The 17,191-nt window shown below is 42.8% G+C and carries 14 protein-coding genes and 1 pseudogene; 13 read left to right on the forward strand and 2 right to left on the reverse strand.

All coding sequences use genetic code 11. From position 1 onward, the window contains the following. The first annotated feature begins 27 nt into the window (after nucleotides 1–27). Nucleotides 28–978, forward strand: coding sequence for an NAD-dependent epimerase/dehydratase family protein (locus tag BIT28_RS12260; protein ID WP_075764048.1), 951 nt, complete (start codon nucleotides 28–30; stop codon nucleotides 976–978). Nucleotides 979–1,049: 71 nt separating this feature from the next. On the opposite strand, the gene BIT28_RS12265 is transcribed toward BIT28_RS12260, so the two are convergent. Further along, nucleotides 1,050–2,975 carry a polysaccharide biosynthesis protein gene (locus BIT28_RS12265; protein ID WP_075764050.1) on the reverse strand — a complete coding sequence of 642 codons (1,926 nt, stop codon included), beginning with the start codon at nucleotides 2,973–2,975 and terminating at the stop codon, nucleotides 1,050–1,052. Between the two features lie 206 nt (nucleotides 2,976–3,181). Between BIT28_RS12265 and BIT28_RS12270 the strand changes: the two genes are divergently transcribed. The 12 genes and pseudogenes from BIT28_RS12270 to cysN all read left to right on the forward strand — a co-directional run bounded on the left by BIT28_RS12270 (nucleotide 3,182) and on the right by cysN (nucleotide 14,907). Continuing rightward, complete coding sequence (locus BIT28_RS12270; protein WP_075764052.1) at nucleotides 3,182–4,195, forward strand: MraY family glycosyltransferase; 1,014 nt, start codon at nucleotides 3,182–3,184, stop codon at nucleotides 4,193–4,195. Nucleotides 4,196–4,364: 169 nt separating this feature from the next. Continuing rightward, nucleotides 4,365–5,429 (forward strand): dTDP-glucose 4,6-dehydratase, encoded by a 1,065-nt coding sequence (gene rfbB / locus BIT28_RS12275; protein WP_075764054.1) that lies wholly within the window; start codon nucleotides 4,365–4,367, stop codon nucleotides 5,427–5,429. Further along, nucleotides 5,429–6,328, forward strand: coding sequence for a glucose-1-phosphate thymidylyltransferase RfbA (gene rfbA, locus BIT28_RS12280; protein WP_075764056.1), 900 nt, complete (start codon nucleotides 5,429–5,431; stop codon nucleotides 6,326–6,328). Before rfbB ends, rfbA begins: the two co-directional genes overlap by 1 nt. Beyond that, on the forward strand, nucleotides 6,316–7,191 hold the full coding sequence (rfbD, locus tag BIT28_RS12285) for a dTDP-4-dehydrorhamnose reductase (protein WP_075764058.1): 876 nt from the start codon (nucleotides 6,316–6,318) through the stop codon (nucleotides 7,189–7,191). Before rfbA ends, rfbD begins: the two co-directional genes overlap by 13 nt. Nucleotides 7,192–7,214: 23 nt before the next feature. Further along, a complete protein-coding gene (rfbC, locus tag BIT28_RS12290; protein WP_075764060.1) occupies nucleotides 7,215–7,757 on the forward strand; it encodes a dTDP-4-dehydrorhamnose 3,5-epimerase in 543 nt (180 codons plus the stop codon). A 61-nt stretch (nucleotides 7,758–7,818) separates the two neighbouring features. After that, nucleotides 7,819–8,334 (forward strand): annotated as a pseudogene (locus BIT28_RS29525) (elongation factor P hydroxylase); the annotation flags it as partial. A gap of 30 nt (nucleotides 8,335–8,364) precedes the next feature. Further along, nucleotides 8,365–8,631, forward strand: coding sequence for a YfcL family protein (locus tag BIT28_RS29530; RefSeq protein ID WP_175577524.1), 267 nt, complete (start codon nucleotides 8,365–8,367; stop codon nucleotides 8,629–8,631). Between the two features lie 638 nt (nucleotides 8,632–9,269). Next, on the forward strand, nucleotides 9,270–10,184 hold the full coding sequence (cysD, locus tag BIT28_RS12310; protein ID WP_075764064.1) for a sulfate adenylyltransferase subunit CysD: 915 nt from the start codon (nucleotides 9,270–9,272) through the stop codon (nucleotides 10,182–10,184). Nucleotides 10,185–10,187: 3 nt separating this feature from the next. Beyond that, complete coding sequence (locus BIT28_RS12315) at nucleotides 10,188–11,903, forward strand: SLC13 family permease (protein ID WP_083651799.1); 1,716 nt, start codon at nucleotides 10,188–10,190, stop codon at nucleotides 11,901–11,903. Between the two features lie 9 nt (nucleotides 11,904–11,912). After that, nucleotides 11,913–12,512, forward strand: a complete 600-nt coding sequence (gene cysC / locus BIT28_RS12320) for an adenylyl-sulfate kinase (RefSeq protein ID WP_075764066.1) — start codon at nucleotides 11,913–11,915, stop codon at nucleotides 12,510–12,512. Then, nucleotides 12,512–13,468 carry an acetyltransferase gene (locus BIT28_RS12325; RefSeq protein ID WP_075764068.1) on the forward strand — a complete coding sequence of 319 codons (957 nt, stop codon included), beginning with the start codon at nucleotides 12,512–12,514 and terminating at the stop codon, nucleotides 13,466–13,468. The genes cysC and BIT28_RS12325 overlap by 1 nt, the downstream gene beginning before the upstream one ends. Before the next feature lie 29 nt (nucleotides 13,469–13,497). Then, nucleotides 13,498–14,907 carry a sulfate adenylyltransferase subunit CysN gene (gene cysN / locus BIT28_RS12330; protein WP_075764070.1) on the forward strand — a complete coding sequence of 470 codons (1,410 nt, stop codon included), beginning with the start codon at nucleotides 13,498–13,500 and terminating at the stop codon, nucleotides 14,905–14,907. A 91-nt stretch (nucleotides 14,908–14,998) separates the two neighbouring features. On the opposite strand, the gene BIT28_RS12335 is transcribed toward cysN, so the two are convergent. Continuing rightward, nucleotides 14,999–17,191: a YjbH domain-containing protein gene (locus tag BIT28_RS12335; protein ID WP_075764072.1), complete on the reverse strand. Its 2,193-nt coding sequence runs from the start codon at nucleotides 17,189–17,191 to the stop codon at nucleotides 14,999–15,001.

The raw sequence follows: 17,191 nt of genomic DNA on the forward strand, positions 1-17,191 counted from the left end.
AAGTCTTTTTAAATATTGAGATATTGAGTGAAAAGAGTATTAGTAACAGGTGCGAATGGCTTTATAGGACAGAGAGTTATCTCTTATTTAAACGGGAAGTGTCATATAAGGGCGTCTTTGCGGAAAGACAATGCAGTTTTTGATCATGTCCTAGATGGTATCGATTTTGACACAGTAACTATCGGCAACCTTTCAGGTCAAACGAATTGGTCTCACGCCCTATCTGATGTTGATGTCATCATTCACTTGGCTGGTCGAGCGCATATTACAAATGATACAGCGGAGTCACCTATCGATGAATTTCGGAAAGTTAACCGCGATGCCAGTTTGTGTCTACTAAAGCAGGCTGCACAGTATAAGGTTTCTCGTCTTGTCTTTGTTAGTTCAATTGGTGTAAATGGTAACACTACAGAAGGTTCTCCTTTTTGCGAGGAATCAGTTCCGAATCCAGTTGCGGACTATGCATTATCTAAGCTTGAAGCTGAGCAACTACTAGTTGAAGAGGCTAGTAGGTTGGGGATAGAACTAACCATTGTCAGGCCGCCGTTGGTTTATGGTCCAAGTGCACCAGGAAACTTAGATAAATTGATTAAGTTAGTAAAGCTATCGCCCATTTTACCTTTCGGCTTAGTTAATAATCGAAAAAGCTTTATTTCAATAGACAACTTAGCTGACTTTCTTGTCACTTGCGCATTTCATCCCAAAGCTGCAAATGAACTGTTTTTAATTGCAGATGATCAGGTTATTTCAACTAAGGATTTGACTAGATTACTTGCAAAAAGTGCTAAACGCAGTTTGGTAAACATACCAGTACCTCTTAGCTTGTTGAAGCTGACAGCTAGAATGTTTGGGAAGGGGAGTATGGCAATTCAGCTATTTGATGATCTTGTTATCGATAATTCAAAAGCTAAAGATCTTCTTGGTTGGAAGCCTGTTTTGTCAACAGAGCTAGCAGTGAGAAGATGTATAGAGGAGTAATGCTCCTCTATTCTTCAGCCTAAAACGAAACTAATGCAGTGCTATTGGTGTTAAGTTGAAGGCATACCTCATTAGTGTATATTGCCAATGGCCTGTTTTTGAAATGACTGGTCGGTATAGAGAAAATCCTTGATATCACCTTTGGGGCTATAACCAGTTGGTGTCGCGATCAGGATTTCACGTATACATTTGATATCGAAGTTATGGCAACATTCATCTAATTGCTTAATCACATATTCCATTTCGTCCCAGCTGAGCATATCTTCGATAGCTGTCATAATTTTGGGGTGCTCAGTTCCGGTTACATTTTCCCCGATGAGTAGTTCTTCATAAAGCTTTTCGCCTGGGCGAAGCCCGGTGAACTTGATCTCAATGCCGCCATCGTTCTCTTCATTTCCTTGCTCTCTGGCTCCCATGAGATGGATCATCCGCTTTGCAAGATCAAGAATTTTGATGGGCTCTCCCATATCAAGCACAAAAACTTGGCCGTTATGCCCTATAGCTCCAGCTTGGATGACAAGTTGTGCAGCTTCCGGAATCAGCATGAAATAACGGGTTATATCTGGGTGGGTTACAGTCACAGGTCCGCCGTTGTGGATCTGTTCACGGAATAATGGAACAACCGAACCTGATGAGCCCAATACATTACCAAAGCGTACCATGGTAAAATTAGTCCCAGATTGGTGATCAGCTAGAGACTGAAGAACTAACTCCGCCATACGCTTACTCGCGCCCATAACGTTTGTCGAACGAACAGCCTTGTCTGTTGATATCAGTACGAAATTTTTAACTTCCGCGTCAATTGCTGCTTGCGCAGCAAATAGTGTTCCGAAGATATTGTTACGGATTCCTTCAACGATATTATGCTCAACAATTGGAACATGTTTGTAGGCAGCGGCATGATAAACAGTGTCTATCTGGTATGAACGCATTAAATTTAGTAGACGATTTCTATGCTGAACGGACCCTAATGCTGCAATAATTGTTGTTTGCATGTTTTTATATCGCACTGTCTTAATTAACTCTCGCTCAATGCTATATAGGTTATATTCATTGAGTTCGAACAATACGATGGTCTTTGGGTTTCTTTGGATTATCTGACGACACAGCTCCGAGCCAATCGACCCGCCTGCTCCAGTAACCATGATCGCTTTTGCTTCTATACAGGCTTTCATCAGCGGCTCTTGAGGCTCAACAGTATTTCGCCCCAACAAGTCAGCAACGTCAAGATCTCTAATTTCTGTCAGTTGTGCTTTGCCTGATGCAATGTCTTCCACCGATGGTACAGACTGAACAGCAATTGGCCAATCGGATAGCCTATCAACTAATCGAAGACGCTCAGCTTTACTGATATTGTTTATTGCTAGTAGCAGTTTTACTGGTTGGTATAAATCGTTTAGTTTTGCAAATTCATTGCTATTGTAAACTCTTAACCCATAGATGATATTGCCGATCTTACTAAGATCATCATCAATGATAGCAACGGGGTGGTACTCAGAGCCTTGTCGTAGGGCGTAAGCAAGTTCGCGCCCTGTTGCACCGGCTCCGTAAATTAGAACATTGGGTTTACCACGCCGATAGTAACGGTCGAAGTACATACGAATCATGACCCGAGGCGTGCCTAGCATAAGCACTGCGATACCAGCGTAAATGGCTGGTACACTCCGGTGGATATAAGAATGTAGATAGAAGCTTGAAATGGCAAGCGCCAGAGCTGATGCTACAACAGCAAGCACTATATGGCCCAGAGCCGGTACTATCATGTAGCGTAACACAGCCCGGTATAAACCAAGCTTGGCGAAAACCAAAATAGTAACCACTACAGTTACAATTAAACTTCCGATTTCAACGCTAGAAATCGGAATTTCAAGTTTGCCAATTCTCAACCCAATTGCAGCGTATAATGACAGTGTGATGGCGATAACGTCATACAATACAGTAACTGTACGTTTTGTGGTTCTTTTGGCGCTGAATAGGGATAAAATTGGTTGAAGCATGAAATTTACACCTTAGTTCAAGGAGCGTTATTGTAGTCTTTACGGTTAGGGCAAGCCAGTTTTTTACGGAATTTATTATGTCTCAAACCATTTCGAGCTGTTTGTGCGTGATTTCTCAGAATGGTAAGCTTGTGGGAGAGATTTTGATGAGGGTACTGGTTTGGCAGTACTGAGACTAGCATGAGCTTCATAACACAATAAAAAATATGAATATACCTGTTACTTTACTATCTATTTTGGCAACCAGCTTTTTGTTAACGTTTTTTCTGCGATCTTATGCTTTAAAGAATAATATTATTGACAACCCTAATGCACGTAGTTCGCACTCGATACCAACACCAAGAGGCGGTGGCGTAGCTATTGTTCTTTGTTTTATTGCTTTCTGTGGAATGGGAGTCACCTTAAATATCGTGCCTGGCGTAATAGGTTACGGGATAATTGTGGCTGGGTTGATAGTTGCCACAGTGGGTTTCATTGATGACCATAATCACATCCCGGCTGGTTGGCGTTTGCTTGCTCACTTTTCATCTGCTTTTGTATTGCTATGGGCATCAAGTGGCTTACCCGCAATCACAATATTTGGTTTTACATTTTCATTTGGCGCGGCTGGCTACCTTATAGGAGGGCTGTACCTAGTTTGGCTATTAAACCTCTATAACTTTATGGATGGAATTGATGGCCTTGCTGGTATAGAGGCTGCCACCGTGTGTTTCTTTGCTGCATTGTTGTCATTTTCTATTGGAACTCCTGTATTTGTCTGGCTATTGCCGTTAGTGCTTGGAACTGCCTGTTTAGGTTTTTTGCTACTGAATTTTCCACCAGCCAAGATTTTCATGGGTGACGCTGGAAGTGGTTTTATAGGCTTAATATTGGGGGGGCTGTCCCTGTTCGCTGCACAACAGCAAAGTCAATTACTATGGGTATGGCTTATCTTATTAGGAGTATTCATAGTTGATGCCACTATTACATTAATTCGAAGGCTTAGTTCGGGTTATAAGCCTTACGAAGCCCATCGTACCCATGCCTATCAATATGCATCAAGGCATCATGGGAGCCACAGGGTTGTTACAATATCAGTATTAGCGATCAATGCGTTTTGGCTTTTTCCTGTTGCCAGCATGGTTGCCTTAAACTGGATTGACGGGGCGTTAGGAACAGCTGTTGCTTACTTTCCACTTGCTGTTGTTGCCATAAAGTACAATGCAGGGAAGGCAGAATAGGCTTAATGTTTATTGCCAGTTAATTGAATGTGTTTTCTTTTTTTTGTTTTGAGCTTAAATTCAAACATATGTGGTGTGTTCACTAGCGCTGATAATATTTATCGTATGTATTTAGACCTGATCTTTGTGGTTCAAAGCAAAGTGTTACGTAAAATATAAGGAACTTATTGTGAAAATTCTTGTTACCGGTGGTGCCGGTTTTATTGGCTCTGCTGTAGTGCGCCATATAATTAACAATACCGAAGATTCTGTTATAAATGTAGACAAGCTAACATATGCAGGTAACTTAGAGTCGCTGGGTTCTGTGCAGGATAGTACACGTTATACGTTCGAGCAGGTCGATATTTGTGACCGTGAAGCATTGGTGCGTGTATTCAATGAGCATCAACCTGAACTTGTTATGCATTTAGCTGCAGAAAGCCATGTGGATCGATCGATTGATGGTCCTGCTGAATTTATTGAAACCAACATTATTGGTACATACACTCTTCTGGAAGTAGCTCGTAATTACTGGAGTCAGTTAGAGGCTGAAAAGAAACAAGCATTTCGTTTCCACCATATTTCTACAGACGAAGTATATGGTGACCTTGAAGGTACAGATGACTTATTTACAGAGCAGACCTCTTATGCGCCGTCTAGCCCTTATTCGGCTTCTAAAGCTTCAAGTGACCACTTGGTGCGTGCTTGGTTACGTACGTTTGGCTTACCAACAATTGTAACTAACTGTTCTAACAACTATGGGCCTTTCCACTTCCCTGAGAAGCTAATACCTCTAATGATCTTGAATGCGCTAGAAGGGAAGCCATTGCCTGTTTATGGCGATGGTATGCAAATTCGTGATTGGCTGTATGTGGAAGATCATGCATCGGCCTTATACAAAGTCGTCACAGAAGGTGTTGTTGGTGAAACTTATAATATTGGCGGTCATAACGAGAAAGCCAATATCGAAGTCGTTAAGACGATTTGTGAGTTACTTGAGCAACTAGTGCCGAATAAGCCGGAGGGTGTAATGCAGTACCAAGATCTAATTACTTATGTAACTGATCGCCCTGGGCACGATGTTCGCTATGCTATAGATGCAAGTAAGATTGAGCGCGAACTAGGATGGAAACCCGCTGAGACATTCGAATCCGGTATCCGCAAAACAGTTGAATGGTACTTGGATAATAAAAAATGGTGGAGTCGTGTTTTAGATGGTTCTTATAGTCGAGAACGTTTAGGAGGGGAGAAATAATGAAAGGAATAATCTTAGCGGGTGGTTCAGGCTCTCGTCTCTATCCGATTACACGAGGTGTATCAAAGCAGCTTCTTCCTGTTTATGATAAGCCTATGATTTACTACCCCCTTTCCACTTTAATGCTTGCAGGTATTAAAGATATTCTTGTTATTACCACACCGGAAGATAATGAAGGGTTTAAGCGCTTGCTAGGCGATGGTTCAGATTTCGGTATCAACTTGGAATATGCGGTTCAGGAAAGCCCAGACGGTCTTGCTCAAGCCTTTTTGATTGGTGAAAAGTTCATAGGTGATGACAATTGCTGTTTGGTACTTGGTGACAATATTTTTTATGGTCAATCATTTAGCCAGACGCTACGTAATGCAGCAAGCCGTGAACATGGTGCGTCTGTATTCGGCTATCAAGTAAAAGATCCAGAACGTTTTGGTGTTGTGGAATTTGACAGTGAAATGAAGGCGATCTCAATTGAAGAAAAGCCTGTTGAACCTAAGTCGAATTATGCTGTGACAGGGTTATATTTTTACGATAATCGCGTGGTTGATTTTGCAAAACGCGTTGAGCCGTCAGATCGAGGTGAGTTGGAAATCACCAGTATAAATCAGATGTATCTTGAAGACGACTCGCTCAATGTTGAATTGCTTGGACGTGGTTTTGCCTGGTTAGATACGGGTACACACGAGAGCCTTCATGAAGCGTCATCTTTCGTGCAGACAATTGAAAACGTCCAAGGGCTGAAAGTCGCTTGCCTTGAAGAGATTGCATGGAGAAATGGTTGGCTTTCCGACGCTCGTTTGCTTGAGCTTGCAAAGCCAATGCTGAAAAATGACTATGGCCAGTATTTGATACGATTGGTTGCTGAACAGCAGAATAAGGTTGAAATGAAATGCGAGTATTAATTACAGGTTGCAATGGGCAAGTTGGCCATTGCCTTGTTGAGCAATTAGCCGGTCATGCTGAACTGTTGGCTGTTGATCGCGACCAGCTCGATATTACAGACAGCGTTGCTGTTGATACAACGGTAAATGAATTTAAGCCTGATATCATAATTAATGCCGCCGCGCATACCGCTGTTGATAAAGCTGAAGAAGAAGCAGAGCTCTCCTATGCAATCAACCGCGACGGCCCTAAATACATTGCTCAGGCAGCAGCTAATGTAGGTGCTGCAATACTCCATATTTCAACGGATTATGTCTTTGCCGGGAACAAAGATGGTCTGTATGTTGAGAATGACGAAACAGAGCCTCAGGGGATCTACGGGCAAAGCAAGCTAGCTGGTGAAAAAGCGGTAATTGAAGCCTGCTCAAAACATATCATTCTACGTACGGCCTGGGTATTTGGTCAGCACGGGAACAACTTTGTTAAAACAATGCTTCGACTTGCTAAAGACAGGGACACATTAGGGATTGTTGGTGATCAAGTTGGTGGACCTACCTGTGCAGATGATATTGCCAGTGCACTCATAACCATAGCTAAGCAGGTTGTATCAGGAAAGAATGCCCAATATGGGGTTTATCACTTTTCCGGCATGCCTCACGTCAGTTGGTTCGAATTTGCACAAACTATTTTTGAGCAAGCTGAAGAACAAGAGTTGTTATCAAGCAAACCTCGACTCAATAGTATTGCTACAGCAGACTACCCAACACCGGCTAAGCGTCCAGCGAACTCAAAACTTGATACGAAAAAAATTGAGCAAGCATTTAATATTCAGCCTTCTGACTGGCGTTCAGCATTGACAGATCTTAAGCCCTACACGAATTAAGCAACGGCTAACGAGTTTTAAATATGAATGTAATAGAAACTGATATCCCAGATGTGAAAGTTATTGAACCTGCTGTCTTTGGTGATGAGCGTGGCTTTTTCATGGAAACCTGGCAGCAAAAGAAGTTTGAAGAACTTGTTGCAAAGCGTACCTTTGTTCAAGACAACCACTCTAAATCGAAGCATGGTATTCTTCGTGGTTTGCATTATCAAACAGAAAATACTCAAGGAAAACTTGTACGTGTGCTCTCTGGCGAGGTGTTTGATGTGGCCGTTGACATTCGTAAGGGGTCTCCGACATTTGGTCAGTGGGTTGGTGTCTACCTATCGGCAGAAAACAAACGTCAACTATGGGTGCCAGAAGGCTTCGCACACGGTTTTTATGTAACAAGCGCAGAAGCTGAGTTTGTTTATAAGTGTACAGATTATTATAACCCACAAGCTGAAGTATCTATACGTTGGGACGACCCTGCGTTAGGGATAACCTGGCCATTAAAAGGGGTTGAACCATTGCTATCTGATAAAGATGCAAATGGGGCTAGTTTTGAAGAAGTTGAATACCTATGATTGGCAGGAAAATTGTTTTCCATTGCTTGTTTTATGTTATGGCTAACGCTAGTTGATGCAAATGTTTAATGTTGAAGATTTAATCACAATATTTAATCGTACATTTTTAGACACTTATAATACTGAGCTAGTGTTTGGCGGTGATGAGCCAATCTACCTTCCTGCTGACGATGACTATGAATATCATCGGATTATTTTTGCTCGAGGCTACTTTGCTTCAGCACTGCATGAAATTGCACACTGGTGTATTGCGGGTCCCAAGCGACGATTATTGGAAGACTATGGGTATTGGTACGAGCCGGACGGACGTACTGCCGAAGTGCAGGCTGAATTTGAGAAAGTCGAAATCAAACCTCAGGCAGTGGAATGGATCCTGTCTGCCAGTTGCGGTTTTCGATTTTTAGTTAGCTGTGATAACCTCAGCGGTGACTGTGAACCTGATAGAGATGCTTTTACTGACAAGGTAAGAGATCAGGTTTTCACCTATTTAGAGCAGGGGATACCAGAGCGTGCAAAGATACTGTCTGATGCGTTCCGCGACTATTACCGAGTTGCCTCCTTGTGTATAGAAAGCTTCACAGAACCAACTTCAATAAAGAGTATAGTTATGATCCAGCAATATGAAGAAAAGCTACTGAACCTGATTGATATGATGGTTGAGACCGCGTCAGATGATGAACTATTTGCTGGAGGCTATCTGCGCGGGCATATCTCACTGTCAGCCGCGAACTGTGAAATGGATGGAATAAGCTCGATTGAGGCAATGAACTCTGCTGTTGAAGAGAGCCTTGCTGAAGCTCAATCTGAGTTAACACCCGCCGATCAATTGATTGTTAAATCGATGTGGGAGCAGTTACAGCAAGGCGTACAGTAAAGGCTTAAGTTAGCTTGATTATGAAATGATAGGCCCTTTGATTAAGGCTTGAGACAAAAAAACTATCATTTCAGTATTCATGTTAATTGCTAGTGCTTATATATTTACGCTTATAATCAGATGCTTTGGCAAAAATTGCAGTAGGGATTGAAACCAGAAGAAATCCTGCTGTGTATGATAAGTTTTCATTAGCAACTAGTTGATAGCCGCTTATCATGAATACTCCTAACATTGAAATCAAGTTAAGTGTATGAATGTAAGGATGCTTTACAGTGAAATGAGCATATGCTTTATACATGCTCTAACCTCTTCTACAGTGTATGCTCGAATAATTATTTGTCACTCCATCGTGTTGATGGAAGTGTTATTAATAAATGGTACTATGTCCTGAGTGTATATTGTGTATTTAAAATGCATTTTTCGTAGAGGTTCACATTTTTGCTAACGATTAAATTGATCTCTGTTCACAGTATAGTATGCAGCATATGTCAGTACTACTGAGTTAGCTTTGTTACTAATTTATTATGCGATGATGGTAAGTGCGCTTATTGTTGCATAGAATAGTACCCCTTCATCTTAGGATGGATTGGTTCGAATAATTATTGTTAAAAAAGTCATCACGGATGTAAGTTAACACGATGAAAATGACACCTGAGAAATTAACCCATTTAAAGCAACTTGAAGCTGAATCTATTCATATTATTCGTGAAGTGGCTGCAGAATTTGATAATCCTGTGATGCTCTACTCGGTAGGTAAAGACTCGTCCGTTATGCTTCATCTTGCAAAGAAAGCTTTTGCTCCCGGCATTCCACCTTTCCCATTAATGCATGTTGATACAACGTGGAAGTTCAAGGAAATGATTGAATTTCGTGATTACATGGCTGAAAAGATGGGAATGAACTTGATTGTGCATCAGAACCCAGAAGGGATTGAGATGGACATAAATCCATTTGTACATGGCAGTTCTGTACATACAGATATCATGAAAACGCAAGGGTTGAAGCAGGCTCTGGACAAATTTGAGTTTGATGCTGCTTTTGGTGGAGCTCGTCGGGATGAAGAGAAATCTCGTGCGAAGGAACGAGTTTATTCTTTCCGTGACGAGAACCATCGATGGGATCCGAAAAATCAGCGTCCCGAGTTGTGGAATATTTATAATGGTAAAATCAATAAAGGGGAAAGTATTCGAGTATTCCCTCTGTCAAACTGGACTGAACTGGATATTTGGCAGTATATCTACTTGGAAAGTATTGAAATTCCTTCTTTATATCTCGCCAAACCGCGTCCTGTTGTAGAACGTGATGGTATGTTGATCATGGTTGATGATGAACGAATGGATATTAAGGCTGGTGAAGTTGTCGAAGAGAAAATGGTACGATTCCGTACTTTAGGCTGCTATCCATTGACTGGTGCAGTTGAATCTCAGGCGACGACATTACCCGAAATTATCCAAGAAATGTTATTGACTACGACTTCTGAGCGTCAGGGGCGTGCTATTGACCATGATAGTTCAGGGTCTATGGAAAAGAAAAAACGCGAAGGGTATTTCTAGTCAGTGCTCATCACCGCAATTGTAATTATGGGGCTGATTCTATTATTAATTTTTAGCCCCTTTAAAGCGAGCTTGGTATTTCTTGCTGCCGTTAGTGCACTTTATGCTAGTGGTGTTGTTGATCAAAGTGTTGTTCTTGCCAACAGTGTAAATAGTTCAGTGATCACTTTGCTGCTATTACTGCTTGCCTCTCTATCGCTAGAGCGTTCGATGTTACTTCCATGGTTATCAGGAAGGTTGCTCCACACGCGCTATCATTGGTCCGTAATTCGTTTAGCTATAACTACGGCATTTAGCTCAGCGGTACTGAACAATACGGCTGTTGTTGCGACATTGATGAGCAGTGTGTTAAACAATCAAGACCATCCACCATCTAAGCTATTAATACCGCTGTCATACTTTGCTATTTTGGGGGGAACGCTAACTCTAATTGGTACTTCGACTAATTTAGTTATAAGTGGGTTAATCGAAGAGCAAGGCTTACCCAGTTTATCATTTTTCAGTTTTTTTCCCGTTGGTGCAATTTTGCTTTCAGTCTGTGGTGCTGTTGTCTTTGTAATGACGAAATACCTACCCGTGAACTCACCCCAGGCCACTCCGTTCGAGCAGTATTTTCTTGACGCAGAGGTTAAAGCTGGTAGTAAATTGATCGGTAAGACAGTACGTCAAAATGGACTACGAGCATTGGATAGTTTGTTTCTAGCTGAAATTGTTCGTGGTGGACGGCTGCTCTCGCCAGTGACACCTGACATGATTATTGAAGTCCATGATAAGTTAGTATTTACCGGAAAGGTCAGTGAAGTACAGCAGCTCAAGACACTCCATGGGGTGGAAATTTTCGCAGATAGAAGCGAATTGCTTAACCAGAACTTAACCGAGGTAATCGTTAGCCCAGAATCAGTGCTGATTAATAAAACATTGAAGCAGACGGACTTTCGCTCTCGCTTTGATGCGGCAGTAGTCGCTATTAGCCGCCAGGGCCAGCCTTTATCTGGAAAGCTGGGTGAGCAGACAATTTTAGCTGGCGATAAGCTTGTGCTTGCTGTGGGCAAAGACTTTAGTAAGCGCCAAAATATCTCACGAAACTTCTTCTTGCTGACCGGAAAGAAAGTACGGGAGCCGCTTTCTTTGTTACAGAATATATTGGCTGTTTTGGGTTTTTTCTCTGCCATCTTCTTCTCTGCTTGTACGTCGCTAACCCTTGTTGATGCTTTGGCCGCCTATCTAATTCTGTGTGTGATTGTTGGTATCCTTGACGGAACCGCGATTCGACGGCAGTTTCCGTTTGAATTGTGGGTTATTCTGGTTTGCTCTTTAACGATAGCCTATGCATTCACATCAACCGGGCTGGCAACAGCAGTGTCTGAGCAATTGTATCAAATACTGGGGGGGCACTCTGTTTACTTCGCTTTTGCGGGTGTCTTTCTAGTGACTGTTTTACTTACCGAAACTATGACCAACAGTGCGGCAGCTGCAATTATGCTACCAATTGGATTGGCGTTTTCTGATACGTATGGGGTGCATTACCTGCCTTTTGTTATGGCCGTAGCTTATGCAGCAAGCGCTTCATTTATCAGCCCATTTGGTTATCAAACGAACCTGATGGTGATGAACGCGGGTAATTATCAATTTAAAGATTTTGTTAGAGTGGGCTGGCCTGTCACTGTTGTATATAGCCTGGTGGCTATTGTTATCATCCCAGTCTTTTTTCCGTTTTAAGGAATTACAATGTCAGAAGTAAACGTTGTGTGGCATGAACATACAGTTAGTCATCAAGAGCGAGTTGCACTTAAACAACAGCAACCGGTGGTGTTATGGTTCACCGGCCTTAGCGGCTCAGGAAAGTCAACGATTGCGAATGCTGTAGAGCGTTTGTTGCTTGATAAGGGAAAACACAGCTATTTGCTTGATGGCGATAACGTACGTCATGGTTTAAATAAAGATCTTGGCTTCAGTGATACAGACAGAGTAGAAAATATTCGCCGTATTGGTGAAGTCGCTAAACTGTTTGTTGACTCAGGGAGTATTGTATTGACTGCTTTCATTTCACCTTTTAGAGCTGATCGTAGTCAAGTTCGAAATCTTCTGGCTGAAGGACAGTTTATTGAGGTATTTATTGATACTTCATTGGAGACGTGTGAGTCGCGTGACCCTAAAGGTTTATACAAGAAAGCACGAGCTGGCGAAATTAAGCATTTTACCGGAATTGATTCAGACTATGAAGCTCCTATGGCTCCGGATATTCACGTAAAAACGGATGCTATGACAGTTGAACAGTGCGCAATAAAGGTTCTGGAGTATCTTGATGTAAAAGGATATCTACGATAATGCATTATGATGTTTTCAATGGCGATGCTGATGGCATTATTGCTCTATTGCAGTTACGCTGGAATGAGCCGAAAGCTAATACTCTAGTCACCGGGGGCAAGCGGGATATCAAGCTACTCAAGCAAGTACCACAAAGTGCTACTTCGGTAACTGTACTTGATATCTCTTTGGAAAAAAATGCGGAGCCGCTGGCTAGCTTGTTGTCGAGTGGAGCCTCAGTCTTTTATTGTGATCATCATCGTTCGGGGGTTATACCTCAACATGACAAGTGTGAAACGCTTATAGATGTATCACCTGAGATTTGTACAAGCCTGTTGATTAATCGATACCTTGGAGAGCAGTACATCTGTTGGGCGATCGCAGCTGCATTTGGTGACAACTTACATTCGGTTGCTAACACCATGGCAGAAGCGAATGGTCTTGATGAAGAACAAACAGCATTCTTATGTGAGCTTGGTACGTTGATTAACTATAACGGTTATGGTTCGTGTCTTGAAGATTTGCATATAGCACCTGCAGACTTGTACCATCAACTTCAGCCTTACCAAAATCCTTTTGAGTTGCTCAATAACCCTGAATCGCCTTATTTTCGTCTAAAAAGCGGATATGAAAATGACTACCGGCATGTGGATGACTTGCAGCCGTATGCGGATACTGAGTTTAGTACGGTTTTCATGCTACCCGCATCGATTTGGGCTCGACGAGTAAGCGGTGTGTTTGGTAATGAGTTAGCTAACCGAAACCCGAGTAAGGCCCATGCAGTCTTAACAATGAACCCCTCAAAGACTGACTATACCGTTAGTGTCCGTGCGCCGTTATCAAACCGTACCGGTGCCGATGAGATTTGCTGTCAGTTTCCGACGGGAGGGGGCCGTAAAGCCGCAGCTGGTATTAATGCTCTGCCAGTGGAGCAGCTAGATGTATTTGTTGAAACACTGAATAATTTTTATCAATAATAAATATATTGATAGTAGAAGGAACCCCCATGTCACACTCATCTAAACTGATTGCAACGGATATTGAAGCGTATTTGAAGGTACATGAAAATAAAGATCTGCTACGCTTTTTGACTTGCGGAAGTGTGGATGACGGTAAATCCACACTGATAGGTCGATTGTTGTATGACAGCAAACTGATCTATGAAGACCAGATGGCTGCGATCGAAAAAGACTCACAAAAGTTCAATACGACCAATGAAGCATTCGATCTGGCGTTGCTGGTTGATGGATTACAGTCTGAACGTGAACAAGGTATTACGATTGACGTTGCCTATCGTTATTTCTCAACAGATAAGCGTAAGTTTATCATCGCTGATACTCCCGGGCATGAACAGTATACTCGCAACATGGTAACAGGGGCTTCAACCTGTGACTTGGCAATTGTGATGGTAGATGCCCGCCATGGGATTCAGACCCAGACTCGACGTCATAGCTATATTTGTAGCTTGCTGGGAATAAAGCACATTATTGTTGCCATTAACAAGATGGATTTGGTGGGGTATGACCAGGAGATGTATCAGAACATCAAGGCTGATTACCGCAAGATGGCGGAAGGGTTTGATATAGAAGATATTCGCTTTGTCCCTATCTCAGCGCTGAAAGGAGACAATGTTGTTACCCCGAGCGAGAAAATGGACTGGTATCCTGGCGCAACGCTGATGAAGTTACTGGAAACCGTCAAAGTGGGTAAAGATAAAGACCTGGAGCGTATGCGTTTTCCTGTGCAATATGTTAATCGCCCCAATCTCGACTTTAGAGGCTTTTGTGGAACGCTGGCTTCAGGCATTGCCAATGTTGGTGATGAGGTGGTTGCCCTTCCGTCAGGCAAAACCTCAACCATTGAAGCCATCTATACCTATGACGGAGAGTTGAAGCAGGCTCATCCGGGCATGGCAGTAACACTGATCCTTGAGGATGAAATTGATATCTCTCGTGGTGACATGATTGTTCATCCAGAGAGTCAGCCTGAGTGCATTAGTCAATTCAAGGCGAATATTGTCTGGATGGATGAAGATGCGCTCAAAGTTAATCGCGACTATGGCTTTAAGTTTGCCACGAAAAGCTGTTCTGGAAAGGTCGCTCGACTAGACTACAAGATTGATGTTAACACCTTGGAGCAACACGAGCAGGATTCTACATTACTTCACTTGAATGAGATAGCGGTTGCTGATATTTCACTATCAGAAAAAGTGACGGTTGATAAATATCAAGAGCTCTCGCAGACAGGCTCATTTATCATTATTGACCGTATGACGAATGTTACTGTTGGTGCGGGTATGGTCAAAGAACTGTCGGCCACCAAAGCGGCAACCGAAAAAGTTTATACGCAGGCTGAAGTAGAACTGAACGCCTATATCCGTAAGCATTACCCTGAGTGGGGGTGCCAGAAAATATAGTTTGGCTGATTAAGTAGCAATGAATGAAAAAAAGCGAGAGGCTAAAACCTCTCGCTTTTGCTTTTTAGAATATTTGATTATATGCCGATACTTAGTTCATCGCCTTACGTCCATACCATGGGTAGCGTGCATCGGTTACACTGAATAGCTGGTATTTGCGATTAAGCATCTGTCCACCATCGCGGGTTAGTGGTAACCAAGAAATCGTAGCTCGGTTGGTACTTGGTTTAACCGTCATGATGTCAAACGGAATAGAGACATAAAACCCTTTGTTGTAGCTCCCTTCACCGAACTCTTCAGCAGACAAGTTTGTTTGTGCGATAAAGGCGCCGGCAATAACACCACTGTCAAACTGTTTAGAGAAGTCAACAGTCACACCCTTATCCTCTGTCAGGTACTGACCTGCACTGATTTTGAACAATGTGTTTGGCAGCCATTCCCATTGCGGTTGGTAATACACAGTTGCATGGCCTGTGATTGCGCCCGTTTGTACCCGATAGTCTCGGTTGGTTATAGGGTCAAACTGAACTTCCTCAGTAAAAAAGCCAAACTGTGAATCTGGATCACGCTGAATGACATAGTTAGCATCTACACCTACGGCCCAGTTACTGCCTTGAGGCCGATAAAGTATTTCAGTGCCGACACCACCGAACATCATCTCCAGGTAGCCACCGTAAGCCTGGCTGTACCAGTTATCACCAAGGCGATCCATCCATGTCAGCTGAAGATTATTCATTCGAACAGGATTGTCGTTGATATACTGGCGAACCAGGGTTCGAACGCGTTTAAGATCGGTACCATCAGGTGGAACTTCGTACAAGAATTTGTCGTAGTTGTCGTAGATATTGAAGTAGACAGAGCCACCGAGTTCAACATGATCGCCAAACCAATAGTTAGCGCCGGCATTGATGCCGATATTGAACATATAGAAGTTCTCTGAGCCACCAAAAGACTGTTGTAGGGTAGGGGCAACACTGATATCCCAATCTTTGTCTGATGAGGCAATCAATGAGCCTTTAGGTGACTCCGGTACGTCAACTTTTGTAGCATCTTCGACCTTTGCATCAAAGTATTCATGATTTGCCACTTTTACGAACTGTTCTCTATCAATTCGTGTTTCGGTGATAGCCTGGCGGTTTGATGTTTCAACTAATCGGTATTCTTTTGCCTCAGGAACGTGATTGGCAATAAGCGTTCCCGCGCGTTGGTGAGCTTCTGCTCTGTCGCGATATTTAGTTTGCGGCGCTACAACGGTTACTGTTTCTGAATCACTGTAAATCGATGGGTTTTCGTAGCCAGCAATTTTGTGTAGGTCTTGAGCAAGCTCAAGCCACTCCTCATTACTCAGTTCACTTTTGTTGACATTCGGACGCGGTGTTTGCTTTTGGTATGCAGGTAGTGGTTGGTCTTGCCAAATCGCTTTTAGGTCATTGAAGTTGGTATTGAGGTTAAAGCCGAATGTCCAGGTATTGCCTCGCTCATAGCTAAGACGCAAGTCCCCCCAGTTACCTAAGCGATATAGCGCACCATAGTTGAACTTGCTGTCTTGAGACATGTCAATGCCACCACGGGTTACCGGGAAGTCACTGGTATAATCATTACCATCATACTCAACTTTCAATCTTAGTGGTTGCCATGGGCTTTGGTACTCAAGCCCTCCAAAAATAGCGCTGCAACCTGTATACCAGCGATCAAAGTCAACACTACCACCTTTGCCTTTGACTTCAGTATTTCGGTTGCAATCGCTGGAAGCCGTCTTGTCTCCAGTCAAATTTGCACTATTTCCGATATAGCCCCAGCCTACACCGACAGTAAAATCGAATGGGCCGATATGTTTACTAGCAGCAATGAACTCACCATCAAATAACCCGGTGCCACCGAAATCACGGACACCTAATGAGGTCTCCGGTATCCAATAGCTTTCTTCGAGGAGGCGAATCTTGAAGTCGATCCCTTTGTCAGTATATTTTGTATCACCACTGAAGCTTGGGTCATTACTATAGAGAAGGTCTTGCACTAAGGTGTAGCGAATAGTGGATTCCAGCCAGGGCAGTAGCTGAAGTGAAACGGTGTAGTGATAGTATTCATTATTAAAAGTACCACCGACGTTGAACTCACCTTCAGGGGCCACTCGACCTGTTGGCATTTGGATCAAGCCTACGCCACCGAAGTCGGATTGGGATGGTTGTAATACCGGATAGCTAAATTCATCGGCATGGCTGTGCAACACAGGTACCATAACAACGGTAAGCGCTGATAATGAGGTTGTTAATACTTTTTTCAT

This window comes from Photobacterium proteolyticum, from assembly GCF_001939735.1.
Taxonomy (GTDB): Bacteria; Pseudomonadota; Gammaproteobacteria; order Enterobacterales; family Vibrionaceae; genus Photobacterium; species Photobacterium proteolyticum.